The organism is Streptomyces sp. TRD_SC_5, from assembly GCF_056836825.1.
This window is the reverse complement of the sequence record NZ_JBWZZS010000001.1, coordinates 3,654,978-3,681,065: the sequence shown is the minus strand read 5'-3', so window position 1 is coordinate 3,681,065 and position 26,088 is coordinate 3,654,978. Positions and strand designations below refer to the sequence as shown.

The 26,088-nt window shown below is 67.2% G+C and carries 22 protein-coding genes; 13 read left to right on the top strand and 9 right to left on the bottom strand.

The window, feature by feature from the left end; genetic code table 11:
• Positions 1-83 precede the first annotated feature (83 nt).
• The 6 genes from murJ to trxA all read left to right on the top strand — a co-directional run bounded on the left by murJ (position 84) and on the right by trxA (position 7,262).
• A complete protein-coding gene (gene murJ, locus AC1P0E_RS17115; protein WP_482743034.1) occupies positions 84-2,282 on the top strand; it encodes a murein biosynthesis integral membrane protein MurJ in 2,199 nt (732 codons plus the stop codon).
• A 121-nt stretch (positions 2,283-2,403) separates the two neighbouring features.
• Complete coding sequence (locus AC1P0E_RS17110; RefSeq protein WP_482743033.1) at positions 2,404-4,116, top strand: protein kinase family protein; 1,713 nt, start codon at positions 2,404-2,406, stop codon at positions 4,114-4,116.
• Positions 4,117-4,145: 29 nt separating this feature from the next.
• Positions 4,146-4,865 carry an RNA polymerase sigma factor SigM gene (gene sigM, locus AC1P0E_RS17105; RefSeq protein ID WP_482743032.1) on the top strand — a complete coding sequence of 240 codons (720 nt, stop codon included), beginning with the start codon at positions 4,146-4,148 and terminating at the stop codon, positions 4,863-4,865.
• Positions 4,862-5,761 (top strand): hypothetical protein, encoded by a 900-nt coding sequence (locus AC1P0E_RS17100; RefSeq protein WP_482743031.1) that lies wholly within the window; start codon positions 4,862-4,864, stop codon positions 5,759-5,761. Before sigM ends, AC1P0E_RS17100 begins: the two co-directional genes overlap by 4 nt.
• A gap of 126 nt (positions 5,762-5,887) precedes the next feature.
• Complete coding sequence (gene trxB / locus AC1P0E_RS17095; RefSeq protein WP_482743030.1) at positions 5,888-6,862, top strand: thioredoxin-disulfide reductase; 975 nt, start codon at positions 5,888-5,890, stop codon at positions 6,860-6,862.
• Positions 6,863-6,914: 52 nt separating this feature from the next.
• Positions 6,915-7,262, top strand: coding sequence for a thioredoxin (trxA, locus tag AC1P0E_RS17090; protein ID WP_482743029.1), 348 nt, complete (start codon positions 6,915-6,917; stop codon positions 7,260-7,262).
• 76 nt (positions 7,263-7,338) lie between these two features.
• Here the strand turns inward: trxA and AC1P0E_RS17085 are convergent, their stop codons facing one another.
• The 9 genes from AC1P0E_RS17085 to rpmH form a co-directional block, all read right to left on the bottom strand.
• Positions 7,339-7,956: a GNAT family N-acetyltransferase gene (locus AC1P0E_RS17085; protein WP_482743028.1), complete on the bottom strand. Its 618-nt coding sequence runs from the start codon at positions 7,954-7,956 to the stop codon at positions 7,339-7,341.
• 309 nt (positions 7,957-8,265) lie between these two features.
• A complete protein-coding gene (locus tag AC1P0E_RS17080; RefSeq protein ID WP_482743027.1) occupies positions 8,266-9,369 on the bottom strand; it encodes a ParB/RepB/Spo0J family partition protein in 1,104 nt (367 codons plus the stop codon).
• Positions 9,366-10,442, bottom strand: coding sequence for a ParA family protein (locus tag AC1P0E_RS17075; protein WP_482745783.1), 1,077 nt, complete (start codon positions 10,440-10,442; stop codon positions 9,366-9,368). The genes AC1P0E_RS17080 and AC1P0E_RS17075 overlap by 4 nt, the downstream gene beginning before the upstream one ends.
• Positions 10,443-10,695: 253 nt before the next feature.
• Positions 10,696-11,412, bottom strand: a complete 717-nt coding sequence (rsmG, locus tag AC1P0E_RS17070) for a 16S rRNA (guanine(527)-N(7))-methyltransferase RsmG (protein WP_482743026.1) — start codon at positions 11,410-11,412, stop codon at positions 10,696-10,698.
• A 106-nt stretch (positions 11,413-11,518) separates the two neighbouring features.
• On the bottom strand, positions 11,519-12,031 hold the full coding sequence (locus tag AC1P0E_RS17065) for a Jag family protein (RefSeq protein ID WP_482743025.1): 513 nt from the start codon (positions 12,029-12,031) through the stop codon (positions 11,519-11,521).
• Between the two features lie 15 nt (positions 12,032-12,046).
• Positions 12,047-13,285: a membrane protein insertase YidC gene (gene yidC / locus AC1P0E_RS17060; protein WP_482743024.1), complete on the bottom strand. Its 1,239-nt coding sequence runs from the start codon at positions 13,283-13,285 to the stop codon at positions 12,047-12,049.
• Between the two features lie 3 nt (positions 13,286-13,288).
• Complete coding sequence (gene yidD, locus AC1P0E_RS17055; protein ID WP_482743023.1) at positions 13,289-13,630, bottom strand: membrane protein insertion efficiency factor YidD; 342 nt, start codon at positions 13,628-13,630, stop codon at positions 13,289-13,291.
• A complete protein-coding gene (rnpA, locus tag AC1P0E_RS17050; protein WP_079144545.1) occupies positions 13,627-14,001 on the bottom strand; it encodes a ribonuclease P protein component in 375 nt (124 codons plus the stop codon). The genes yidD and rnpA overlap by 4 nt, the downstream gene beginning before the upstream one ends.
• Before the next feature lie 18 nt (positions 14,002-14,019).
• Positions 14,020-14,157: a 50S ribosomal protein L34 gene (gene rpmH, locus AC1P0E_RS17045; protein ID WP_078606731.1), complete on the bottom strand. Its 138-nt coding sequence runs from the start codon at positions 14,155-14,157 to the stop codon at positions 14,020-14,022.
• Positions 14,158-14,523: 366 nt separating this feature from the next.
• Between rpmH and dnaA the strand changes: the two genes are divergently transcribed.
• The 7 genes from dnaA (at position 14,524) to gyrA (ending at position 26,024) form a co-directional block, all read left to right on the top strand.
• Positions 14,524-16,278: a chromosomal replication initiator protein DnaA gene (gene dnaA, locus AC1P0E_RS17040; protein ID WP_482743022.1), complete on the top strand. Its 1,755-nt coding sequence runs from the start codon at positions 14,524-14,526 to the stop codon at positions 16,276-16,278.
• 840 nt (positions 16,279-17,118) lie between these two features.
• Positions 17,119-18,249 (top strand): DNA polymerase III subunit beta, encoded by a 1,131-nt coding sequence (dnaN, locus tag AC1P0E_RS17035; RefSeq protein ID WP_482743021.1) that lies wholly within the window; start codon positions 17,119-17,121, stop codon positions 18,247-18,249.
• A 67-nt stretch (positions 18,250-18,316) separates the two neighbouring features.
• Complete coding sequence (gene gnd, locus AC1P0E_RS17030) at positions 18,317-19,198, top strand: phosphogluconate dehydrogenase (NAD(+)-dependent, decarboxylating) (RefSeq protein WP_482743020.1); 882 nt, start codon at positions 18,317-18,319, stop codon at positions 19,196-19,198.
• A 34-nt stretch (positions 19,199-19,232) separates the two neighbouring features.
• On the top strand, positions 19,233-20,363 hold the full coding sequence (recF, locus tag AC1P0E_RS17025) for a DNA replication/repair protein RecF (protein WP_482743019.1): 1,131 nt from the start codon (positions 19,233-19,235) through the stop codon (positions 20,361-20,363).
• A complete protein-coding gene (locus tag AC1P0E_RS17020) occupies positions 20,360-20,941 on the top strand; it encodes a DciA family protein (protein WP_482743018.1) in 582 nt (193 codons plus the stop codon). Before recF ends, AC1P0E_RS17020 begins: the two co-directional genes overlap by 4 nt.
• 270 nt (positions 20,942-21,211) lie before the next feature.
• Positions 21,212-23,287 carry a DNA topoisomerase (ATP-hydrolyzing) subunit B gene (gyrB, locus tag AC1P0E_RS17015; protein WP_482745782.1) on the top strand — a complete coding sequence of 692 codons (2,076 nt, stop codon included), beginning with the start codon at positions 21,212-21,214 and terminating at the stop codon, positions 23,285-23,287.
• A 67-nt stretch (positions 23,288-23,354) separates the two neighbouring features.
• Positions 23,355-26,024, top strand: coding sequence for a DNA gyrase subunit A (gene gyrA, locus AC1P0E_RS17010; protein WP_482743017.1), 2,670 nt, complete (start codon positions 23,355-23,357; stop codon positions 26,022-26,024).
• Positions 26,025-26,088 lie beyond the last annotated feature (64 nt).

The window sequence follows — 26,088 nt, the reverse complement described above, 5'->3', positions numbered from 1 at the left end:
GGATTCCCGGTCGGCCCACACGATCAACGTGGTCGGCCATCGGGGCACAGCTCGCCGGAACAGGAAGCTCGAGGGGAGCACCAGTGAACGCGCCGTACGACGGTGACCGTGGACAGGGCGCGAGTGGCACCGCGCCTTCGCCGGGCGTGCCCCCGGAGCCCCCGGCAGCAGGCCATGTGCCGGCGCCGCAGCAGCCCGAGCCCGCCCAGGAGCCCTTTGCCGCCCCGGACCCGTATGTCCAGGACGCCTACAGCCACGACCCGTACCGCTCCCAGGACCTCTCCGCGCAGGACCCGGTGACCGAGGCGCTGTACGACCGCGCCTCGCACCCCCCGCCGCCGCCCGGCACCTACCAGGAGCCGCAGCCGCTGTACCAGCAGCCGGCCGCGCCGCAGTACGCGCCGGACCCCCACGTATGGGCGCAGACCCCGCCGCCCGAGCCGGACGGCCCCTCGCGTCGTCTGCCGTACGGGGACAATCCCGTGACCACCGAGTTCGTGGGCGTGGACGACCTGGTCACCAAGGCCGGTGAGCAGATCCCCGAGCAGGACGCGTTCGCCCACCTCTACCGCGACCAGCAGGCGCCCGGGCAGCCCGCACCCACGGCCACCCCCGAGCCTGTCCCTGCCCCCGCGCCGGCCAAGAAGCCCGCCGGGCGCGCGGCCAGTGTGCTGAAGTCGAGCGCGCTGATGGCGGCGGGCACACTGGTCTCCCGCCTCACCGGCTTCGTACGCAGCCTGGTGATCACCGCGGCGCTGGGCGCGGCCCTGCTCGGTGACACCTTCACCGTGGCGTACACCCTGCCGACGATGATCTACATCCTGACCGTCGGCGGCGGCCTCAACTCGGTCTTCGTGCCCCAGCTGGTGCGCGCGATGAAGAACGACGAGGACGGCGGCGAGGCTTTCGCGAACCGCCTGCTGACCCTCGTCATGGTCGCGCTCGGGTTCATCGTCGTCATCGCGGTCTTCGCAGCTCCACTGCTGGTCCGGCTGATGTCGGTGGAGATCGCCGACAACGAGGCGGCCAACAGTGTCGCGGTCACCTTCGCCCGCTACTGCCTGCCCACGATCTTCTTCATGGGCGTGCACGTGGTCATGGGGCAGATCCTCAACGCCCGCGGCAAGTTCGGCGCGATGATGTGGACTCCGGTCCTCAACAACATCGTCATGATCACCACGTTCGGCCTGTTCATCTGGGTGTACGGCACCTCCGCCGAATCCCGGATGGGCGTCCAGACCATTCCCGACGAAGGCATCCAGCTGCTGGGCATCGGCACCCTGCTCGGCCTCACCGTCCAGGCCCTGGCCATGCTCCCGTACCTGCGCGAGACCGGCTTCCGCTTCCGCCCCCGCTTCGACTGGAAGGGCCACGGGCTCGGCAAGACCGTCAAGCTCGCCAAGTGGACGGTCCTGTTCGTCCTCGCCAATCAGGCCGGCGTCCTCGTCGTCACCCAGCTCGCCACCGCGGCGGGCGAGGCATCCGGCAGGGACGGCGCGGGCATCCTCGCCTACTCGAACGCCCAGCTGATCTGGGGCATGCCGCAGGCCATCATCACGGTCTCGGTCATGGCCGCCCTGCTGCCCCGCATCTCCCGCGCCGCACACGACAACGACCCGGGCGCCGTCCGCGACGACATCTCCCAGGGACTCCGCAACTCGGCCGTCGCGATCGTCCCGGTCGCCTTCGCGTTCCTGGCACTCGGCGTCCCCATGTGCACGCTGCTGTTCGCGTCCACCGGACACCAGGGCGCCCAGGCCATGGGCTTCATCCTGATGGCCTTCGGTCTCGGTCTCATCCCGTACTCCGTGCAGTACGTCGTCCTGCGCGGCTTCTACGCCTACGAGGACACCCGCACCCCCTTCTACAACACCGTCATCGTCGCCGCGGTCAACGCCGCCGCCTCGGCCGCCTGCTACCTCGTCCTGCCCGCCCAGTGGGCCGTGGTCGGCATGGCCGCCTCCTACGGCCTGGCCTACGCCATCGGCGTCGGAGTGGCCTGGCGGCGCCTGCGCAACCGGCTGGGCGGCGACCTGGACGGCACCCACGTCCTGCGTACGTACGCCAGGCTCTCCGGCGCCTCCCTCCCGGCGGCGATCCTCGGCGGCGCCGCTGCCTTCGGCATCATGCGGGTCCTGGGAAGCGACGCCCTCGGATCACTCGCGGCCCTCGTCGCGGGCGGCATCGTGCTCCTGGGAGTCTTCTTCCTCGCCGCGAAGAGAATGCGGATCGTGGAACTCAACGCCATGGTCGGCATGGTGCGCGGACGCCTCGGCCGCTGATCGGCCCGGCGGCCCCGCACAACCATCTACGGCCGCCGCGTGTCGTGCATAGCGCCGGACTGTGGGCACAATTGGCATGGCTGTTCAACAGCGCGCAACGGATGGGGAGGCAGGAACGACGGTGGCGGAACGTAGCACGGCTGCCGTCGACGTGGCAGACAACAGCGGTGACGAACCGCTGGCCGCCAAGGCGGACAAGGCCACGGCCGACGGGGTGGCAAAAGCCCAGGAGCCAGCGGATGACAGCAAGAGCGACGCGGAAGGCGAGCAGCACGACGCCGAACCCACCGTCGCCACACCCGAGCTGCACAGCGGGCACAAGCTCGCCAGACGCTACCGGCTCGAAGAATGCGTCACCCGTCTGGACGGATTCAGCAGTTGGCGCGCGGTCGACGAGAAGCTCCGCCGCGCCGTCGGAGTACATCTGCTGCCGGCGGACCACCCGCGCGCCAGATCCGTACTCGCCGCGGCCCGCTCGTCGGCGCTGCTCGGCGACCCCCGCTTCGTGCAGGTCCTGGACGCGGTGGAGGAGAACGACCTCGTCTACGTCGTCCACGAGTGGCTGCCCGACGCCACCGAACTGACCGCGCTCCTGGCCGCGGGACCGCTGGAAGCCCACGAGGCGTACCAGCTCGTCAGCCAGATCTCCCAGGCCATGGCCGCCGCCCACCGTGAGGGCCTCGCCCACCTCAAGCTCACCCCCGGCGCCATCCTTCGCACCTCCTCCGGGCAGTACCGCATCCGCGGCCTCGCGGTGAACGCCGCCCTGCGCGGCATCACCTCCGACCGCCCTCAGCGCAGCGACACCGAAGCGATCGGCGCCCTGCTCTACGCCGCCCTCACACAACGCTGGCCCTACGAGAGGGACGCCTACGGCCTCTCCGGGCTCCCCAAGGGCGTCGGCCTGATCGCCCCCGACCAGGTGCGCGCCGGCATCCACCGGGGCCTGTCCGAGCTCGCCATGCGGGCCCTGGTCAACGACGGCGCCACCGCCTCACGCCAGGAACCGCCCTGCACCACCCCCGACGAGCTCGCCAAGGCCGTCGCCGCGATGCCCCGCATCCGCCCGCCGGAGCCCACCTTCACCGCGCTGCCCGAATACCAGCGCACCACCTACCAGCAGGGCACCTACGGCCGGCCGGGCCCGCACCCTGGCCTTCCCACGACCCAGGCCGTCACCGCCGTACCCCCTCGCCCGCTCCAGGGCCGCACCGGCAAGGCCCTCAAGTGGAGCGTGGCCGCTCTGCTCATCGCCGCGCTCGGCCTCGGCAGCTGGCAGCTCGCGGACACCCTCCTGGACCGTGGCCAGGGCTCCGGCGAGACGAAGACCTCGCAGCCGAACGACGACGAGGCTCCCAAGAAGCCGGACCCGAAGCCGTTGCGCATCTCCGACGCCACCGTGTTCGCCCCGAACGGCTCGGGAATAGAGCCGGAGGACGTACCGAACACGATCGACGGCCAGACCAGCACCGCCTGGATCACCCCGCACTACCAAGGGTTCGCCAACTTCGGCAATCTCCCGCATCGCAAGGACGGCAGCGGGATCATCGTCGATCTCGGCAGCGTCAAGGACGTGTCCGGCATCGACTCCGACATGTACCGCAGCGGGCAGACCGTCGAAGTGCTCGCCGCCGGCGAAGACGCCTCGGATCCGGCCGCCGTCTCCGATTTCTCGCAGCGGATCACCAAACTCGAGCGTGTACAGGGCAAGCTGGAAGCCACGCTCGACAAGCCGGTCCGTACCCGGTACATCCTGATCCACATCACCGAACTGCCGCCCGAGGGATCCAGCACCTTCCGTGGCGGAATCTCAGAGATCAAGGTCACGGGCTGACCGGTACACCAGGGGGAGGGGGCTCACCGTTGGACGACGCCGCGCTCAGCGCCACAAGCGACCAGGACCTCCTGGCCGCCCACGTCAAAGGCGACCCCGACGCCTTCGGTGAGCTCGTACGTCGCCACCGCGACCGGCTGTGGGCCGTGGCCCTGCGCACCCTGGGCGACCGCGAGGAGGCCGCTGACGCGGTCCAGGACGCCCTGGTGTCCGCCTACCGCGCCGCCCACACCTTCCGCGGCCAGTCGGCCGTCACCACCTGGCTCCACCGCATCACCGTCAACGCCTGCCTCGACCGGGCCCGCAAGGCAGCCTCCCGCAAGACCGCGCCGGTCGACGACGCGGACCGCCTGGACCAGCTCCTGGAACCCCACGAGTCCGCCGAGGCCCCCGCGGAGCGCCAGGACCTCCACAGAGAGCTCATCGCCGCCCTGGCCACCCTGCCCCCCGAGCAGCGCGCCGCACTCGTACTCGTGGACATGCAGGGCTACCCGGTCGCGGAGGCCGCCCACGTCCTCGACGTGCCGACCGGGACGGTGAAGAGCCGCTGCGCGCGCGGCCGCGCCCGGCTCCTGCCACTCCTCACTCATCTGCGCACCGATGCCGGGGGTAACAAGGACGCCGACGGGGGAAGGAACCGGACGCCCGGCGCATCCGTCCCACCGGCGTCGGGACCGAAGAACGCAGGACCGAAGGATCCGGGACCGAGTGATCCTGCAGCTGTGAAGGGCGGAGGTGGACGCGCATGACATCGACGGGCGGCAGGGCCGACACAGCACAGCACCCGGACGTCTCGGAGATCTCCGACCTCGCCGAGGGCCTCCTCACGCCCTCCCGCACGGCCGACGTACGCCGGCACCTCAACGAGTGCGCGCTGTGCTCCGACGTACAGACCTCCCTGGACGAGATCCGCGGACTGCTCGGCACCCTGCCGGGCCCGCACCGCATGCCTGCCGACGTGGCAGGCCGCATCGACGCCGCCCTGGCCGCCGAAGCGCTCCTGGACTCCACGTCGCACGAAGAGACCGCGCGTGTTTCACGTGAAACAACGCCCGCACCGCACCACGCCGAACCGGCCCCCACGGACCGCCCCGCCGGTCACCCACGTGCGACCACCGGGCCCGGCCGGGACAACAAGGCAAAGCGCCGTCGACGCCACACGGTCATCGGCGCCCTCTTCGGTACCGCCGCCCTCGGCATGGGCGCGCTCCTGCTGCAGACCCTCCAGTCACCGGACAACAAGGACGCCTCCGCCGACAGGAGCCTCTCCGCCACAAAGAAGACGGGCCCCACGTTCTCCGCTACCGCCCTCGAGAAGCGGGTCCAAAGCCTGATCGACAAGCAGCCGCCGGGCCAGGGAGAGACGACCGAGAACGCCCCTTCCATGGGCATCGAGTCCCACACGCCACTGCGGAAAACCGATCTGCCGGTGCCCCCGTGCGTCCAGGAAGGCACCGGCCGCAACACCGTGCCGCTCGCCGCGGAGCAGGGGACGTACGACGGCAAGAAGGCCTTTCTCCTTGTACTTCCGCACGCCACCGACACCACCCGGGTGCAGGCCTACGTCGTCGATGCCGCGTGTGACGGTGCGGCTCCTCCCGCCAAGGGTGAGATTCTGCTGACACAGGCCTACCCCCGCCGTTGACCTCGGGCCCGAATGGGGCCGGAAACCTCGGGAATGCATGCCCCGTAGGATCCGTTGGGTGGGGTGAGAGTCCTAGACAGGCACCCCGTAGGCAGCAGGCAGTCCGCAGAGACGAGGAAATAACCCGTGAGCGACGTCCGAAACGTGATCATCATCGGCTCCGGGCCCGCCGGCTACACCGCCGCGCTGTACACCGCGCGTGCGTCGTTGAAGCCGCTGGTGTTCGAGGGCGCGGTGACCGCAGGCGGTGCTCTGATGAACACCACCGATGTGGAGAACTTCCCCGGGTTCCGCGACGGCATCATGGGCCCCGACCTGATGGACAACATGCGCGCACAGGCCGAGCGCTTCGGCGCCGAGCTCGTACCGGACGACATCGTGTCCGTCGACCTCACCGGCGACATCAAGACCGTCACCGACACCGCCGGCACGGTCCACCGCGCCAAGGCGGTCATCGTCTCGACGGGCTCCCAGCACCGCAAGCTGGGCCTCCCCAAGGAAGACGCGCTCTCCGGACGCGGTGTCTCCTGGTGCGCCACCTGCGACGGGTTCTTCTTCAAGGACCAGGACATCGCCGTGGTCGGCGGCGGCGACACCGCGATGGAGGAGGCGACCTTCCTCTCCCGCTTCGCCAAGTCCGTCACCATCGTCCACCGCCGGGACACCCTGCGTGCCTCCAAGGCCATGCAGGACCGCGCCTTCGCCGACCCGAAGATCAAGTTCGCCTGGGACAGCTCGGTCGCCGAGCTCCAGGGCGATCAGAAGCTCGCGGGCCTGACCCTGCGGGACACCAAGAGCGGCGAGGTCACTCCGCTGCCCGTCACCGGACTGTTCATCGCCGTGGGCCACGACCCGCGCACCGAACTGTTCAAGGGTCAGCTGGAACTGGACGAAGAGGGTTACGTGAAGGTCGACGCGCCGTCGACCCGCACCAACCTCACCGGTGTCTTCGCCGCAGGTGACGTCGTCGACCACACCTACCGGCAGGCCATCACTGCCGCCGGCACCGGCTGCTCGGCCGCACTCGACGCCGAGCGCTTCCTGGCCGCTCTCGCCGACACCGACAAGGTGGCCGAGCCCGAGAAGACCGCCGCTGCCTGATCGTCCCGCCCCACCCCACACCCCACCCGAAGTTGAAGTTAAGGAGACTGCCGTGGCCGGCGACCTGAAGAACGTGACCGACGCGTCCTTTGAGGAGGATGTCCTCAAGAGCGACAAGCCCGTACTGGTGGACTTCTGGGCCGCCTGGTGCGGTCCGTGCCGCCAGATCGCCCCGTCGCTCGTGGCGATCGCTGCCGAGCACGGCGACCAGATCGAGATCGTCAAGCTCAACATCGACGAGAACCCGGGCACCGCAGCCAAGTACGGCGTGATGTCCATCCCGACGCTGAACGTCTACCAGGGCGGCGAGGTCGCCAAGACCATCGTCGGCGCCAAGCCGAAGGCCGCGCTCCTGCGTGACCTCCAGGAGTTCATCGGCGAAGAGGCCACCAAGGCCTGACCGCCGGCTTCTGTTTCACGTGAAACGTGTGTGGGCCCATCCCTGACGGGATGGGCCCACACACGTTTTTCAGCTCTCACAGCGGCCGCAGCACCGGCTCCTTCTGAACCGCACCCAGCAGCTTGTCGATGGCCAGCTCGACATCTTCCTTCCAGGAAAGCGTCGTCCGCAGCTCCAGCCTCAGCCGGGGATGCAGCGGATGCGGGCGTACGGTCTTGAAGCCGACCGACAGCAGATGCTCCGCCGGCAGCAGACAAGCCGGCTCCGTCCAGCGGGCGTTACCGAAAGCCTCGATGGCCTTGAATCCCCGCCGCAGCAAGTCCTTGGCGACGGTCTGCACCATCACGCGCCCCAGCCCCTGCCCCTGATGGCTGGGCATGATCCATGCGGTCATCAGCTGCACAGCGTCCGGCGAAACCGGACTGGTCGGGAAGGCCGTCGACCGCGGTACGTAAGCCGGCGGCGCGTACAGCACGAAGCCCACCGGAACCTCGTCGACGTACACCAATCGCCCGCACGACCCCCACTCCAGCAGGACAGCCGAGATCCAGGCTTCCTTCTCCAGCTCAGGAGTGCCCGCCTTTACCGCTGCTTCTCCACTGACCGGATCAAGTTCCCAGAAGACGCAGGACCGGCAGCGCTTGGGGAGGTCCGGAAGATTGTCCAGCGTGAGCGGTACGAGCCGACGTCCCATGAAGGATATTCCTCGCTTCCTTCCCCTGCCGCGTCACGGGCAGCTGCCAAAGCGCCCCGTTCCCGGAGCAGGCTTCCGACGAACCCGCCGACCGCTCCGACACTCAGACCCGCTGTCACCAGTTGGCTGCGACTCACCGATCGCATGGCCCCCGCCCTCCCTCTCAAAGTGAACCAAGGTGGATGCGCCGTACCAGAACGCATCGTATCCACCGCGCCACCGGACGGATACCGAGAGAGAGCAAAGGGCGGGTCGTGTTCCAGATTGCTCCGGACACGGCCCGCCCTGCAAACAGCTCTCGGCCAGAGCTCAGCTCTCGTCGCCGTTCCCGTCCTCTTCGGTGAGCCCCTTCTGCAGGACCCGCCCCTCACCGGGAGCAAGCGTCCCGAGGATCCGCTCCAGATCGTCCATCGAAGCGAACTCGACGACGATCTTTCCCTTCTTCTGCCCCAGGTCGACCTTCACCCGAGTCTCGAACCGGTCGGAGAGCCGGGAGGCGAGACCCGACAGAGCCGGCGACAGCCTGGCACCCGCCCGCGGCCCCTTCGACTTGGGAGAGCTCTGCGGACGTGAGCCCATCAGAGTGACGATCTCCTCGACCGCACGCACCGACAGCCCCTCGGCCACAATGCGATGCGCCAGCCGGTCCTGCTCCTCGGAGTCCTCCACACCGAGCAGGGCCCGCGCATGCCCGGCGGACAGCACACCTGCCGCGACCCGGCGCTGCACCGACGGCGACAGCCTCAGCAGACGCAACGTGTTGGAGACCTGCGGACGCGAGCGCCCGATCCGGTCCGCCAGCTGGTCGTGCGTGCAGTTGAAGTCCTTCAGCAGCTGGTCGTACGCCGCAGCCTCTTCCAGCGGATTCAGCTGCGCCCTGTGCAGGTTCTCCAACAGCGCGTCGAGCAGAAGCTTCTCGTCGTCCGTGGCCCGGACAATCGCCGGAATCCGCTCCAGACCGGCTTCCCTGCAGGCCCTCCACCGACGCTCGCCCATGATGAGCTCATAGCGCTCGGGCCCCAGCTGCCGCACGACGACGGGCTGGAGGAGCCCCACTTCCTTGATGGACGTGACCAGCTCCGCGAGTGCGTCCTCGTCGAACACCTCACGTGGCTGACGCGAATTCGGCTTGATGGAGTCCAGCGGAAGTTCCGCGAAGTGAACCCCGGCCACCTCGGCGGGCCCCGCCGGATCCGGCTGCGGCACCTGCCCGGGAGTCCCCGTTTCACGTGAAACGGGACTCGCGGGAAGCGCAGTCACCTTCGCGGCCGCCACCCCCCGCTCCGCGGTCAGCACCGGCACGGCCCCAGGAGACGTCGAAGCCGACCCTACGGGCGGGCCCGAATGCTCCTGCGCAGCGGCCGGGATCAGCGCACCGAGCCCACGTCCCAATCCTCTACGTCGCTCACTCACTGGATCCCCTCCGACATGCTCTGCTCGCTGTTCTGGCTGCCCAAGTGGGCATGCTGCGGGTCGTAGTGCACCCCAACACCCCGCAGCGCGATCTCACGGGCCGCTTCCAGATACGAAAGCGATCCACTGGATCCCGGGTCATAGGTGAGTACGGTCTGCCCGTAACTCGGCGCTTCGGAGATACGAACGGACCGCGGGATGCTCGTCCTGAGCACTTCCTTGGCGAAGTGGGTACGCACTTCGTCGGCCACCTGAGAGGCGAGCCGGGTCCTTCCGTCGTACATGGTCAGCAGGATCGTCGACACATGCAGGTCCGGGTTGAGATGCCCCCGCACCAGATCCACGTTCCGAAGAAGCTGCCCCAGCCCCTCCAGCGCGTAGTACTCGCACTGAATCGGGATCAGCACCTCCGCCCCGGCGACCATCGCATTGACGGTCAGCAGGCCAAGCGAGGGCGGGCAGTCGATGAGGATGTAATCCAGCGGCTGCTCGTACGCCTGAATCGCCCGCTGCAGGCGACTCTCCCGTGCCACCAGCGACACCAGCTCGATCTCCGCACCGGCGAGATCGATGGTCGCTGGAGCACAGAAGAGACCCTCGACGTCCGGGACCGGCTGCACCACTTCCGAGAGCGGCCTGCTGTCCACCAGAACGTCATAGATCGACGGAACTTCCGAGTGATGATCGATACCCAGCGCCGTGGAAGCGTTGCCCTGCGGGTCGAGGTCGACCACCAGGACGCGCGCGCCATGCAGCGCGAGCGAAGCAGCAAGGTTGACCGTCGACGTGGTCTTCCCGACGCCACCCTTCTGGTTGGCCACCACCATGATGCGCGTCTGCTCAGGACGGGGAAGACCCTCGCCGGCACGGCCGAGAGCTTCTACCGCCAGCTGGGCAGCACGACCAATGGGGGTGTCGTCCATCGGGGGCGGTGTTTCACGTGAAACATCCTCCCCCACCGATTCGGATCGGGGACCGGGGACCGGGTCGGTCATCGGTCCCGCGATGTTGGCGTCGGACCGCAAGGATTCACTCTCCTCGACTTCAGGCTCGCAATGCACAGAGCCTGCCATGCTTTCGGGGTCATGAACCAGCGAGGCCCGTTCTTCTGTGGAGGAATCCACCTCTGTGGACAACTCCGTACCCCTCGTGGGCCAGCGGTCGCGCGATACGGCAGCCGCACGACCGCGGCTGATGATTCCATGCAGCAGAGAGCGACGTTTCACGTGAAACACGATGCACCGGCGGTGCGCCTACACCCTCACGACACTCCGCGATGCGTACGTATGGCAGCTTGTATGGAGCATCGCTGATAAACAGGGCAGATCAACGCCGCCGTCGCGTACGCGACGGCCGTGCGGCCTTCGCCCGCTTCGCCGCGAACCGCACCCCGCCGGGGCTTTCCCCCACCTCCACACGCACCACCGTGGACAGCGGATTCACCACACCCTCACCCACCTGCAGCACTTCCGTCTTCACCACACCGAGCTTGCTCAGCGCGGAACGCGTGCTCTTGAGCTCCTCCTCGGCAGTGTCACCCTTGAGCGCCAGCATTTCCCCGTACGGACGCAACAGGGGAACCCCCCAGCCCGCCAGCCGGTCCAGCGGCGCGACAGCCCGCGCCGTCACGACATGAACCGGCGGCAGCTTCCCGAGGACCTCCTCCGCACGACCACGCACCACCGTCACGTGGTCCAGGCCCAGCAGCTCGACAACCTCCTGAAGGAAGTTCGTACGCCGCAGCAACGGCTCCAGCAGCGTGATCTTCAGGTCCGGACGCACCAACGCCAGCGGAATGCCCGGAAGCCCGGCCCCTGAACCGACGTCGCAGACCGTGACACCTTCAGGGACGACCTCGGAGAGCACCGCGCAGTTCAGCAAGTGACGCTCCCACAACCGCGGCACCTCACGAGGACCGATCAGGCCTCGCTTGACGCCGGCGTCCGCGAGGAGCTCCGCGTACCGGACGGCCGCTGGAAAGTACTCTCCGAATACCGCCCGTGCCTCTTCAGGCGCCTGGGGAAGCTCTGCTTCCTCCGTCACGGGGACCGTCCTTCCGTACCGCGCTACCGAACTGATGGCTGACTAACAGGCTGACAAAGATCGGCCCCGCCTGCGAACAGACGGGGCCGACAGATAAACAGGCCGATCAGGCCGGGAGAACGACGACGAAGCGCTCGGGCTCTTCACCCTCGGACTCACTGCGCAGACCAGCGGCCGCGATCGCGTCATGCACGACCTTGCGCTCGAACGGCGTCATCGGGTCCAGCTTCACCGGCGCACCGGTGCCCTTCACCTCGTCCGCAGCCTTCGCGCCAAGCTCTGCGAGCTCCTCACGCCGCTTGGCCCGGAAGCCCGCGATGTCCAGCATCAGCCGGCTGCGGTCCCCCGTCTCACGGTGCACGGCCAGACGCGTCAGCTCCTGAAGTGCCTCCAGCACCTCACCGTCACGACCCACGAGCTTCTGCAGATCACGGCTGCCCGTGTCGCTGATGATCGACACCGCGGCCCGGTCGGCCTCGACATCCATGTCGATGTCACCGTCGAGGTCGGTGATGTCGAGCAGACCCTCGAGGTAATCGGCCGCGATTTCCCCCTCCTGCTCCAGGCGGGTCAGGGTGTCTACACCCTCAGCGGGCGCGGAGATGGTGCCTTCCGTCACGGGATGGACTCCTTATTACTTCTTGGACGGGTGCTTGGGCCGCTGCTGGCCCTTGCGCTGCCCGGACTTGGCTTGGCGTGCGGAACCGGAAGAAGGCTTCCCGGCCGTCTTGGGCTTGTCGTCCTGCGGCTCTTCCTTCTGCAGCGAAGGCTTCGCCGCAGGTTCGGTGAGTGCAGCCTGGCGCTGGGCCTTGGTCAGCCGCTTGGGCTGCTGCCGCTTCGCGCCGGACTCCGACGTCGTACCGTCCTCGGCCTCGACCTCGGGCTCGCCCTTCGCCACGGTGCCATCCTCCTGGATGGTCAGCCGCGCCATCCCGAGACCCTTGACGAACTTACGCTCGGCCTCATTGCGCTCACGGCCCTTGGCCGCGATCACCTTGATGACGTTGCGCTCGCGCCGGCCGCGGACCTTGCCGTGCTTGACGATCGACTTCTGCATCCGCGCGAGCAGATCGCCCTGCGCCTTGCTGCCCGGAGTCGGGTTCCCGCGGATCACGTACATCTGCTGGCCCATGGTCCACACATTGGTGGTCAGCCAGTAGACGAGGACACCCACGGGGAAGTTGATGCCCATGACGGCGAACATCACCGGGAAGATGTACATCAGCATCTTCTGCTGCTGCATGAACGGCGTCTTGACCGTCAGGTCGACGTTCTTCATCATCAGCTGGCGCTGCGTGTAGAACTGCGACGCCGACATCATGACGATCATGATCGCGGTGATGACACGGACATCCGTCAGGGAGGCGCCGAACTGCACCATGTCCGCCGCGCTGTCCGTGAACTTCGCGGCCAGCGGAGCGCCGAAGATGTGCGCCTCACGCGCGCTCGCCAGCAGCGAGTCATTGATGACGCCGACGTTCTTGCCCGAGGCGATGCTCGAGAGCACGTGGTACAGGGCAAAGAAGAACGGCGACTGCGCCAGGATGGGAAGGCACGAGGACAACGGGTTGGTACCCGTCTCCTTGTACAGCTTCATCATCTCTTCGGACTGACGCTGCTTGTCGTTCTTGTAGCGCTCCTGGATCTTCTTCATCTCAGGCTGGAGCGCCTGCATCCCACGCGTCGACTTGATCTGCTTGACGAACAGCGGGATCAGACAGATCCGGATCAGCACCACCAGGGACACGATGGACAGACCCCAGGCCCAGCCCGTGTCAGGCCCGAAGACCGCGCCGTACATCGTGTGGAACTGGACGATGACCCACGAAACTGGGGTGGTGATAAAGCTGAACAGACTGGCAATCGTGTCCACTAATCAGGCTCCTTGAGCATTGGGCGAGGTCTCTGCGGCCGGGTTGATCTCAGCGGCGGAGTGCTGCCCGCCCTTGCTGCCGCGGTCGCCGCTCCACGCATTGCGCAGCGCTTCGTGCCAACGCGGACGTGTGCGCGGCGGGACATGGTCCACACCGCCCGGCGACCACGGATTGCACCGCAGAATGCGCCAGGCGGTCAGGGCCGTGCCCTTGACCGCACCGTGCCGGTCGATAGCCGTAAACCCGTAGTGGGAGCACGACGGGTAGTACCGGCAGACAGGCCCGAGCAACGGACTGATCGTCCACTGGTACAGCTTGATCAGAGCCAGCAGCGGGTACTTCATCGCGCGCCCCCTCCCAGCAGCCGCTCAAGAGCGGCATCCAGGTCTCGGGCCAGCTGTGCATGGTCGGCATCGCCTGATCCGGGCAATGCCCGTACGACAACCAGGCTACCGGGGGGCAGCTCCGACAGACGGTCGCGGACAAGGTGGCGAAGCCTGCGCTTCACCACGTTCCGTACGACAGCATTGCCAACGGCTTTGCTGACGACGAAACCCGCACGCGGCTGGGGAACGCTCTCCCCAGGCGCGTGCGGGTCCGTGGCGCCGCTACTTCGTAGGTGGACAACGAGGAGCGGGCGTCCGGCCCGGCGTCCTCGGCGTACCGCGGTCGCGAAGTCCTCGCGCCGCCTCAGCCGATTCTCGGTAGGCAGCACGTCATGACCTGTAGGTGATCAGGCGGAAAGGCGCGTGCGGCCCTTGCCACGGCGAGTCGCCAGGATGGCGCGACCGGCACGCGTCCGCATGCGGAGACGGAAACCGTGGGTCTTGGCGCGACGACGGTTGTTCGGCTGGAAGGTGCGCTTGCTCACTCGGGGGCTCCAGAAGTGGTGTGGTGGCGGGGCATCGCCTGGCTGTCACCGTGCGCCCACGAGGAAGCTCGCAACGCCCGTGTGCACCGCTTCACGATCACAGACCGTGATCATTGCCCATCGGAGGCAGGCGGCAGCAGCCATCGACAACTCGACCTGGTCACGGTACGCGCGGCTACGCCATCCGGTCAAACCGACCCTTCACCAGGGTCCACTGTGCACAGGCTGTGGACAACAACTTGATGCACGCGATGACCCGCGACTACCGTGCATGAACTTGGATTCTTATCCGTTGTGTCCTTGCCTGTCCTTCCCATCCCGTCCCAAGAACCACACATTCGTGGGACCTGTGAGAGAGCGTGCCCTGTGGCTGACGTACCTGCCGATCTTGCCGCAGTGTGGCCACGAGTGCTGGAGCATCTCCTCGGAGAGGGCCAGCAGGGCATCGAACCCAAGGACAAACAGTGGATCGAGCGCTGCCAGCCGCTCGCCCTGGTCGCCGACACGGCGCTGCTCGCGGTACCCAATGAATGGGGCAAGCGCGTACTCGAAGGCCGGCTCGCACCGCTCATCAGCGAGACGCTGAGCCGCGAGTGCGGCCGGCCCATCCGGATCGCGATCACCGTCGACGACTCCGCCGGGGAGCCCGCCCCGCAGCAGCAGCAGCAGCAGCCCCAGCACGAGCAGTACGACACCTACGGACACCGGCCGCAGCCCGACGACCTGCCGACCGCCAGGCCCGCCTACCCCGACTACCGCCAGCCCCGCCACGACCAGGGCTCCTGGCCCCGCCAGCAGGAGGACCACGGCTGGCAGCAGCAGCGGCTCGGCGGATTCCAGGAACGCGACCCGTACGCCACCCGCCCCCAGCAGCACGACTACCGGCAGCAGGCGCCCGAGCACCAGCAGTACGAGCAGCCGCACTACGACCAGCCGCCGCGTCACGAACGCCCCGAGCGCCGCGACCACCAGGACCAGTCCGCCCCGCACCGCGGCGGCCCCGGCTCGATGCAGCCCGGCTCGATGCAGTCCGGCGGCGTCCCCGGCCCGCTGGCCGCACAGGCCTCGACGCCCGGCCCCGGCGAACCGCACGCCCGCCTCAACCCGAAGTACCTCTTCGACACCTTCGTCATCGGCTCGTCCAACCGCTTCGCTCACGCGGCCGCCGTCGCCGTGGCCGAGGCGCCGGCCAAGGCGTACAACCCCCTCTTCATCTACGGAGAGTCAGGCCTGGGCAAAACGCACCTGCTGCACGCCATCGGGCACTACGCGCGAAGCCTCTACCCCGGCACGCGGGTGCGCTACGTGAGCTCCGAGGAGTTCACCAACGAGTTCATCAACTCCATCCGCGACGGCAAGGGCGACGCCTTCCGCAAGCGCTACCGCGACGTGGACATCCTGCTCGTCGACGACATCCAGTTCCTGGCGAGCAAGGAGTCGACGCAGGAGGAGTTCTTCCACACCTTCAATACGCTCCACAACGCCAACAAGCAGATCGTGCTGTCCTCGGACCGGCCGCCCAAGCAGCTGGTGACGCTGGAGGACCGGCTGCGCAACCGTTTCGAGTGGGGCCTGACCACCGACGTACAGCCGCCCGAGCTGGAGACGCGCATCGCGATCCTCCGCAAGAAGGCGGTGCAGGAGCAGCTCAACGCTCCGCCCGAGGTCCTTGAGTTCATCGCGTCCCGCATCTCGCGCAACATCCGCGAGCTGGAGGGCGCGCTGATCCGGGTGACGGCCTTCGCGTCGCTCAACCGGCAGCCGGTCGACCTCGGCCTCACCGAGATCGTCCTCAAGGACCTGATCCCCGGCGGCGAGGACGCGTCTCCCGAGATCACGGCGGGCGCCATCATGGCGGCCACCGCGGACTACTTCGGGCTGACGGTGGAGGACCTCTGCGGGTCGTCCCGCAGCCGGGTGCTGGTGACGGCCCGGCAGATCGCGATGTACCTGTGCCGTGAGCTGACGGACCTCTCGCTGCCCAAGATCGGCGCGCAGTTCGGCGGCCGCGACCATACGACCGTGATGCACGCCGACCGCAAGATCCGCGCACTGATGGCGGAGCGGCGCTCCATCTACAACCAGGTCACCGAGCTCACGAACCGCATCAAGAACGGCTGACACGCCGCCAATACACCCTCTGAAACACCGTCCGAAGGGCGCCCGGGGACGAACTCCCCGGGCGCCCTTCGTCGTTCCGTGCCTTCGGGGTGTTCGAATACGCGCCCGCAGGTCTCTGTTCTCCACAGAACAGGGCAGGATGTTCCGTCCACACCCTGGGGACCCAGAAGTTGTCCAGATTGGGTCCACAGGTGCGGTTCCTGAGACTTCATCACCCCAGGTCAGATGGTTGTGGAATTGTGGTCAACCTTCGTCCACAGGCTGTGGACAGGAAATCTGTCCACAGGGCGCGATCTTGGTTGTCCACCGGCAACCCACAGGCTGGACCAGCTTGTGCACAGCTAATCCACACCTCTGTCCACTGTTCGGCAACGAAACACGCGCCCTCACCGGGTCGAGTGAAAGCGGTCACACCAAGGAGGCTGGTTGGGCTGTGGGGAACACGGGTAAAGCTGGGGACAGTGCTGGGGAGAAGTGACGTCTGCCTGTGCACCGAGTGTGTGTAACTTTCGGGCGTCCACAGAAAGCCCGAGTTGTCCACGGGCTCCGCCCACAGGCGCGGTGGACAAAAAAGTGGGTCTGACCTGCGCAAACAGGGTTATCCACCGTTTCCACAGGCCCTACTACTACTCCCACTTAGAGTTAGCTCGGAATTCGCTTGGAAGAGGGCCCTGTGCACAACTCGGTCCCGGAGCCGGCGACGCCTCTCGCCACGACTTGACCCCGAGCCGCACCGAGTGTCGGTGCCGTGCGTCAGACTGGTCCCCGGCAACACAGCCAGACGACCCCAGACCACGACGGCCAGCAGGGCGAGCCAGCAACAAGCAGGAGGCGGTTCCGGTGAAGATCCGGGTTGAGCGCGATGTACTCGCGGAGGCGGTGGCCTGGACGGCTCGCAGCCTTCCGGCCCGTCCGCCGGTGCCCGTTCTCGCGGGCCTTCTTCTGAAGGCCGAGGAGGGCGCGCTGAGCCTCTCCGGCTTCGACTACGAGGTCTCGGCCCGGGTCTCGGTCGACGCGGACGTGGAGGAGGACGGCACCGTTCTCGTCTCCGGCCGGCTCCTCGCCGACATCTGCCGCGCCCTGCCGAACCGTCCGGTGGAGATCTCCACAGACGGTGTACGGGCGACCGTGGTCTGCGGCTCCTCGCGGTTCACACTCCACACGCTTCCTGTGGAGGAGTACCCGGCGCTGCCGCAGATGCCGACCGCGACCGGCACCGTTCCCGGTGAGGTCTTCGCCTCCGCTGCCGCCCAGGTGGCCATTGCCGCCGGCCGTGACGACACGCTGCCCGTGCTCACCGGCGTACGCATCGAGATCGAGGGCGACCGGGTCACGCTGGCGTCCACCGACCGCTACCGCTTCGCGGTCCGCGAGTTCATGTGGAAGCCGGAGGACCCGGAGGCGTCCGCCGTCGCGCTGGTGCCCGCCAAGACTCTGCTGGACACTTCCAAGTCGCTGACCAGCGGTGACACGGTCACCATCGCGCTGTCCAGCTCCGGTGCGGGCGAGGGCCTGATCGGCTTCGAGGGCGCGGGTCGGCGTACGACCACGCGACTGCTGGAAGGCGATCTGCCGAAGTACCGGACGCTCTTCCCGACCGAGTTCAACTCGATCGCCGTCATCGAGACCGCCCCGTTCGTCGAGGCCGTCAAGCGTGTGGCGCTGGTTGCCGAGCGGAACACTCCGGTGCGGCTCAGCTTCGAGCAGGGCGTGCTGATCCTCGAAGCGGGTTCGAGCGACGATGCACAGGCTGTGGAGCGGGTCGACGCGAACCTCGACGGTGACGACATCTCGATCGCCTTCAACCCGACGTTCCTGCTGGACGGGCTGAGCGCGATCGACTCGCCGGTGGCCCAGCTGTCCTTCACGACGTCGACGAAGCCGGCGCTGCTGAGCGGCAGGCCCGCGGTGGATGCCGAGGCGGACGAGGCGTACAAGTACCTGATCATGCCGGTGCGGCTCTCGGGCTGAGGCCTCTGCGGGCCGGGCGTAGGCTCGGTCTCGGGTACGAATCGCCACGACGCTTAAGGAATCTCTGATGGAGCTCGGTCTCGTCGGCCTCGGCAAAATGGGCGGCAACATGCGTGAGCGCATCCGCCGCGCAGGCCACACCGTCATCGGTTACGACCGCAACCCGGATGTGGCCGATGTCCACAGCCTTGAGGAGCTTGTGAGCAAGCTCAAGGGTCCGCGCGTGGTGTGGGTGATGGTTCCGGCCGGTGCCGCGACGCAGTCCACTGTGGACGAGCTGGCCGAGCTGCTGGAGCCCGGTGACGTGGTCGTGGACGGCGGGAACTCGCGCTGGACGGACGACGAGAAGCACGCGGTGGAGCTGGGCCTCAAGGGCATCGGTTTCGTCGACTGCGGCGTTTCGGGTGGTGTGTGGGGCCTGGAGAACGGTTACGCGCTGATGTACGGCGGCGACGCCGAGAACGTGGCGAAGGTTCAGCCGGTTTTCGACGCGCTGAAGCCGGCGGGCGACTTCGGTTCGGTGCACGCGGGCAAGGTCGGTGCCGGTCACTTCGCGAAGATGGTTCACAACGGCATCGAGTACGCCATGATGCAGGCGTACGCCGAGGGCTGGGAGCTGTTGGAGAAGGTCGACTCCGTCACTGATGTGCGTGAGGTCTTCCGGTCCTGGCAGGAGGGTACGGTCATCCGTTCCTGGCTGCTGGATCTGGCGGTCAACGCGCTGGACGACGACGAGCACCTGGACCAGCTGCGTGGTTTTGCCGCCGACTCGGGTGAGGGTCGCTGGACGGTCGAGGCGGCGATCGACAACGCGGTGCCGCTGCCCGCGATCACGGCGTCGCTGTTCGCGCGTTTCGCGTCGCGTCAGGACGACTCGCCTCAGATGAAGATGATCGCTGCTCTGCGCAACCAGTTCGGTGGTCACGCGGTCGAGTCGACGAAGAAGTAAGTAGTTCACAGCTGGGAGAAGGTCGGCGCACGTCATGCATGTCACGCATCTGTCGCTGGCCGACTTCCGCTCGTACGCCCGGGTCGAGGTCCCTCTCGATCCGGGCGTTTCCGTGTTCGTGGGGGCGAACGGGCAGGGTAAGACGAATCTGGTCGAGGCGGTCGGTTATCTCGCGTCGCTCGGCAGTCATCGGGTGGCTTCGGATGCGCCGCTGGTGCGGATGGGTGCGGAGCGGGCGGTGATCCGGGCGGCCGTGACGCAGGGCGAGCGGCAGCAGCTGGTGGAGCTGGAGCTGAATCCGGGGCGGGCGAATCGGGCTCGTATCAACAGGTCTTCGCAGGTCAGGCCGCGTGATGTGTTGGGGATCGTACGGACGGTGCTGTTCGCGCCGGAGGATTTGGCCCTGGTGAAGGGTGATCCGGGTGAGCGTCGTCGGTTCCTGGATGAGCTGATCACGGCGCGGTCGCCGCGGATGGCGGGTGTGCGGTCGGACTACGAGCGGGTGCTGAAGCAGCGGAACACGTTGCTCAAGTCGGCGGCGATGGCGCGTAGGCACGGTGGCCGGTCGATGGACATGTCGACGCTGGATGTGTGGGACCAGCATTTGGCGCAGGTGGGTGCGGAGCTGTTGGCGCAGCGGCTGGATCTGATCGCGACGTTGCAGCCGTTGACGGACAAGGCGTATGAGCAGCTGGCGCCGGGTGGTGGTCCGGTGTTGTTGGAGTACCGGTGTTCGGTCGGTGAGGGTGTCGGGGCGGCGCTGTCGCGTGAGGAGTTGTACGGGCAGTTGATCGCGGCGCTCGCGGATGCGCGGAAGCAGGAGATCGAGCGGGGTGTGACGTTGGTCGGTCCGCATCGGGATGATCTTGTGCTGAAGCTGGGGCAGTTGCCGGCGAAGGGTTACGCGAGTCATGGGGAGTCGTGGTCGTACGCGTTGTCGCTGCGGCTGGCTTCGTACGATCTGCTGCGCGGCGAGGGCAATGAGCCGGTGTTGGTGCTCGATGACGTTTTCGCTGAGCTGGATGCGCGGCGGCGGGAGCGGTTGGCGGAGTTGGTGGCGCCGGGTGAGCAGGTGCTGGTGACGGCTGCGGTGGATGACGATGTGCCGGGGGTGCTGGCGGGGGCGCGGTATGTGGTGTCCGGTGGCGAGGTGGCGCGGGTATGAGCGGGCTGGGTGAGGAGCTGCCGCGGGAGTCGCCGAAGGTGCCTGGGCAGTCGCCGGCGTCGGAGTCGTCGGGGCTGGAGTCGTCGGGGGTGGATCTGGCGCGGGTGGCGTTGCGTGCGGCTAAGGAGCAGGCGCGGGCGCGGGGTGCGGCGGCGCAGCAGAAGAATCAGGCCAGGCGTGGTGGGGGGTTGCGGTCGGGTTCGGGGGCGGACGGTCGTGATCCGTTGGCGTTGGGTGCGGCGCTGGACCGGTTGAAGACGGAGCGGGGCTGGGAGATGCCGATGGCGGTCGGCGGTGTGATGGGCCGGTGGCCGGAGATCGTGGGCGGGGATCTGGCGAAGCACTGTGTGCCGCAGCGTTATGACGAGGACGAGCGGGTCCTTACGGTGCAGTGTGATTCGACGGCGTGGGCGACGCAGTTGCGGTTGATGCAGCGGGAGCTGTTGAAGCGGTTGAACGCTGATCTGGGCCGGGACACGGTGCGGGTGATCAAGATCTGGGGGCCGGGTGGTCCGCCGCGTCGTTTTGGTGCGTTGCGGGCTCCGGGGAGTACTGGTCCCGGGGATACGTACGGCTGAGATGTGGGTGTACGCGTGAGGTGTCCCTCACGGTGGTGGGTCCTTGACAGCCGGAAGCGCTGGATGCCCGTGTGAGCCTCTTGGAGCCCCTTCCCGGATATGGGGAGTCGGACGGCGCCGGTTCAGGACGGCACATGGGTACTCAGGTACCGGCAAACCCCCATGAGTGTCCGCGCTACCGGTAGACTGGTGCACAATCCCGCCCGCTTGCGGGACACGTCGACTTATACAGAACGACGCGGCCGGTCCCGTTTGTCCGGGTTTCGGTCCGTGCTGTGCCAGAAAGGGCGCTTCGTGGCCGATTCCGGCGACCCCAACGAGAACATTCCTTCCACTGCTGCCGACGTGGGCGAGGCGACGGCGAATGCATCGGCCTACGATGCCAGCGCGATCACCGTCCTCGAGGGTCTGGACGCGGTCCGCAAGCGCCCCGGCATGTACATCGGCTCGACCGGTGAGCGTGGACTTCACCACCTTGTGCAAGAGGTTGTCGACAACTCGGTCGACGAGGCCCTTGCCGGCCACGCGGACACGATCGATGTGACGATCCTGGCCGACGGTGGGGTGCGCGTGGTCGACAACGGTCGCGGCATCCCGGTGGACATGCACCCTGTCGAGAAGAAGCCGGCTGTCGAGGTCGTGCTCACCGTCCTGCACGCGGGTGGCAAGTTCGGCGGTGGCGGATACGCCGTGTCGGGCGGCCTGCACGGTGTGGGTGTTTCTGTCGTCAACGCGCTGTCTTCCAGGCTTGCCGTGGACATCAAGCGTGACGGCTACCGGTGGACGCAGGACTACAAGCTGGGTGTGCCCACGGCGCCTCTGGCCCAGCACGAGCGGGTCGATGACTCCGGCACCACGGTGACGTTCTGGGCCGACCCGGACGTCTTTGAGACCACTGACTACTCCTTCGAGACGCTCGCGCGCCGCTTCCAGGAGATGGCCTTCCTCAACAAGGGTCTGACTCTGACGCTCACGGACGAGCGTGACTCGGCCAAGGCGACGATGAACGCCGATGATCCCGATGCCGAGGCGGCGGAGGGGCAGCCGGCGAGGACGGTGCAGTACCACTACGAGGGCGGCATCGTCGACTTCGTGAAGTATCTGAACTCGCGCAAGGGTGAGCTGATTCACCCGACCGTCATTGATGTCGAGGCCGAGGACAAGGAGCGCATGCTCTCGGTCGAGATCGCGATGCAGTGGAACTCGCAGTACACGGAGGGTGTGTACTCCTTCGCGAACACGATCCACACGCATGAGGGCGGTACGCACGAGGAGGGCTTCCGTGCGGCGATGACGGGTCTGGTGAACCGTTACGCGCGCGAGAAGAAGTTCCTGCGCGAGAAGGACGACAACCTGGCGGGTGAGGACATCCGTGAGGGTCTGACGGCGATCATCTCGGTGAAGCTGGGCGAGCCGCAGTTCGAGGGTCAGACGAAGACCAAGCTGGGCAACACGGAGGCGAAGACCTTCGTGCAGAAGGTCGTGCACGAGCACCTCAATGACTGGTTCGACCGTAATCCGAACGAGGCCGCCGACATCGTCCGCAAGGCGATCCAGGCGGCGACGGCGCGTGTCGCTGCTCGTAAGGCGCGTGATCTGACGCGTCGTAAGGGTCTGCTGGAGTCGGCGTCGCTGCCGGGCAAGCTGAGTGACTGCCAGTCGAACGATCCGACGAAGTGCGAGATCTTCATCGTCGAGGGTGACTCCGCCGGTGGTTCGGCGAAGTCGGGGCGTAACCCGTTGTACCAGGCCATCCTGCCGATCCGCGGCAAGATCCTGAACGTCGAGAAGGCGCGGATCGACAAGATTCTGCAGAACACCGAGGTGCAGGCGCTGATCTCGGCGTTCGGTACGGGTGTGCATGAGGACTTCGACATCGAGAAGCTCCGCTATCACAAGATCATTCTGATGGCGGACGCCGACGTCGACGGTCAGCACATCAACACGCTGCTGCTGACGTTCCTGTTCCGCTTCATGCGGCCGCTGGTCGAGGCGGGGCACGTGTATCTGTCGCGGCCGCCGCTGTTCAAAATCAAGTGGGGCCGGGACGACTTCGAGTACGCCTACTCGGACCGGGAGCGCGACGCGCTTGTCGAGCTCGGCAAGCAGAACGGCAAGCGGATCAGGGACGACTCGATCCAGCGCTTCAAGGGTCTCGGTGAGATGAACGCCGAGGAGCTGCGCATCACCACGATGGACACCGATCACCGTGTTCTCGGCCAGGTGACCCTGGACGACGCGGCGCAGGCCGACGACCTGTTCTCGGTGCTGATGGGTGAGGACGTCGAGGCGCGGCGCTCGTTCATCCAGCGCAACGCCAAGGACGTCCGCTTCCTCGACATCTGAGTCGGCTGTGCACGCCACCGGCCGCAGCCGAAGCCGCAGCCGCAGCTCGAAAGGACTTTGACCAGCAATGGCCGACGAGAACACCCCTGTCCCTGTGACGCCCGAAGAGGTGCCGCCCGTCGAGGGCGTGGGCATGCGTGTCGAGCCCGTGGGGCTCGAGACGGAGATGCAGCGTTCGTACCTCGACTACGCGATGTCCGTCATCGTGTCGCGTGCGCTGCCCGACGTGCGGGACGGTCTGAAGCCCGTGCACCGCCGGGTGCTGTACGCGATGTACGACGGCGGTTACCGGCCCGAGAAGGGCTTCTACAAGTGCGCCCGTGTCGTCGGTGACGTCATGGGTACCTACCACCCGCACGGCGACTCCTCGATCTACGACGCCCTGGTGCGCCTGGCGCAGCACTGGTCGATGCGTATGCCGCTGGTGGACTCCAACGGCAACTTCGGTTCTCCGGGCAACGACCCGGCCGCGGCGATGCGGTACACCGAGTGCAAGATGATGCCGCTGGCCATGGAGATGGTCCGGGACATCGACGAGGAGACCGTCGACTTCCAGGACAACTACGACGGCCGCAACCAGGAGCCGACGGTTTTGCCGGCGCGGTTCCCGAACCTGCTGATCAATGGTTCGGCGGGTATCGCGGTCGGTATGGCCACGAACATTCCGCCGCACAACCTGCGGGAGGTGGCGGCCGGTGCGCAGTGGTTCCTGGAGAACCCTGAGGCGGGTCACGAGGAGCTCCTTGACGCGTTGATGGAGCGCATCAAGGGCCCGGACTTCCCGACCGGTGCGCTGGTGGTGGGGCGTAAGGGCATCGAGGAGGCGTACCGGACGGGCCGTGGCTCGATCACGATGCGCGCGGTGGTGGCGGTCGAGGAGATCCAGAACCGTCAGTGTCTGGTGGTCACGGAGCTTCCGTACCAGACCAACCCGGACAATCTGGCGCAGAAGATTGCCGACCTGGTGAAGGACGGCAAGGTCGGCGGCATCGCGGACGTCCGTGACGAAACGTCTTCTCGTACGGGCCAGCGCCTGGTTGTCGTACTGAAGCGGGACGCGGTCGCGAAGGTCGTCCTGAACAACCTGTACAAGCACACCGATCTGCAGACGAACTTCGGCGCGAACATGCTGGCGCTCGTCGACGGTGTGCCGCGCACGCTGTCGATCGACGCGTTCATCCGGCACTGGGTGACGCACCAGATCGAGGTCATTGTCCGGCGTACGAAGTTCCGCCTGCGCAAGGCGGAGGAGCGGGCGCACATTCTGCGCGGTCTGCTCAAGGCGCTGGACGCGATCGACGAGGTCATCGCGCTGATCCGGCGCAGCCAGACGGTCGATGTGGCGCGTGAGGGCCTGATGGGCCTGCTGGAGATCGACGAGATCCAGGCGAACGCGATCCTGGAGATGCAGCTGCGCCGGCTGGCGGCTCTGGAGCGTCAGAAGATCGTCGCGGAGCACGACGAGCTGCAGTCGAAGATCAATGAGTACAACGCGATTCTCGCCTCGCCGGAGCGTCAGCGGCAGATCATCAGCGAGGAACTGGCGGCGATCGTCGACAAGTTCGGTGACGACCGGCGTTCCAAGCTGGTGCCCTTCGACGGTGACATGTCCATTGAGGACCTGATCGCCGAGGAGGACATCGTCGTCACGATCTCGCGTGGCGGCTATGTGAAGCGTACGAAGACGGACGACTACCGGTCGCAGAAGCGCGGCGGCAAGGGCGTGCGGGGTACGAAGCTGAAGGAAGACGACATCGTCGACCACTTCTTCGTGTCGACGACGCACCACTGGCTGCTGTTCTTCACGAACAAGGGCCGGGTGTACCGGGCGAAGGCGTACGAGCTGCCGGATGCCGGCCGGGACGCGCGCGGGCAGCACGTCGCGAATCTGCTGGCTTTCCAGCCGGACGAGCAGATCGCGCAGATCCTGGCGATCCGTGATTACGACGCGGCGCCGTATCTGATCCTGGCCACGAAGGGCGGCCTGGTGAAGAAGACGTCGCTGAAGGACTACGACTCGCCGCGTTCGGGTGGTGTCATCGCGATCAATCTGCGGGAGACCGCGGACGGCAGCGACGACGAGCTGATCGGCGCGGAGCTGGTGTCGGCCGAGGACGATCTGCTGCTGGTCAGCCGGAAGGCGCAGTCGATCCGGTTCACTGCGACGGACGACGCGCTGCGGCCGATGGGGCGCGCGACTTCGGGTGTGAAGGGCATGAGTTTCCGCGAAGGCGACGAGCTGCTCTCGATGAATGTCGTGCGGGCGGGTACGTTCGTGTTCACCGCCACCGATGGTGGGTACGCGAAGCGGACCCCCGTCGACGAGTACCGGGTTCAGGGTCGCGGTGGTCTGGGTATCAAGGCCGCCAAGATTGTTGAGGACCGGGGTTCGCTGGTCGGCGCGCTGGTGGTGGAGGAGACGGACGAGATCCTCGCCATCACGCTCGGCGGTGGTGTGATTCGTACGCGAGTCAACGAAGTCAGGGAGACGGGCCGTGACACCATGGGCGTCCAACTGATCAACCTGGGCAAGCGCGATGCCGTCGTAGGTATCGCTCGTAATGCCGAGGCCGGTCGTGAGGCCGAAGAGGTGGAAGGTCCCGCAGGGGCTGACGCCGACGCGGTCGACGGCGATGCGGTCGATGGCGATGCGGTCGAGGTTGCCGAATCCGTCGAGGGCGCTGAGCCTTCATCCGCCGAGGGCGCAGCGCCTTCGGCCGGGGAGCACGAGGAGTAAAGCGTGAGTGGAGCCACGGGCGCCGGAGCGGCCGCTTCCGAATCTGGAGCACCCGGTGCCCGTG

Bases quoted from the DNA above. Each gene is read 5' to 3' on its own strand.
- AC1P0E_RS17100 (WP_482743031.1), top strand. From the start codon at position 4,862: ATGACATCGACGGGCGGCAGGGCCGACACAGCACAGCACCCGGACGTC.
- AC1P0E_RS17085 (WP_482743028.1), bottom strand. From the start codon at position 7,956: ATGGGACGTCGGCTCGTACCGCTCACGCTGGACAATCTTCCGGACCTC.
- AC1P0E_RS17075 (WP_482745783.1), bottom strand. From the start codon at position 10,442: ATGGCAGGCTCTGTGCATTGCGAGCCTGAAGTCGAGGAGAGTGAATCC.
- yidD (WP_482743023.1), bottom strand. From the start codon at position 13,630: ATGAAGTACCCGCTGCTGGCTCTGATCAAGCTGTACCAGTGGACGATC.
- gnd (WP_482743020.1), top strand. From the start codon at position 18,317: ATGGAGCTCGGTCTCGTCGGCCTCGGCAAAATGGGCGGCAACATGCGT.
- recF (WP_482743019.1), top strand. From the start codon at position 19,233: ATGCATGTCACGCATCTGTCGCTGGCCGACTTCCGCTCGTACGCCCGG.
- AC1P0E_RS17020 (WP_482743018.1), top strand. From the start codon at position 20,360: ATGAGCGGGCTGGGTGAGGAGCTGCCGCGGGAGTCGCCGAAGGTGCCT.
- gyrA (WP_482743017.1), top strand. From the start codon at position 23,355: ATGGCCGACGAGAACACCCCTGTCCCTGTGACGCCCGAAGAGGTGCCG.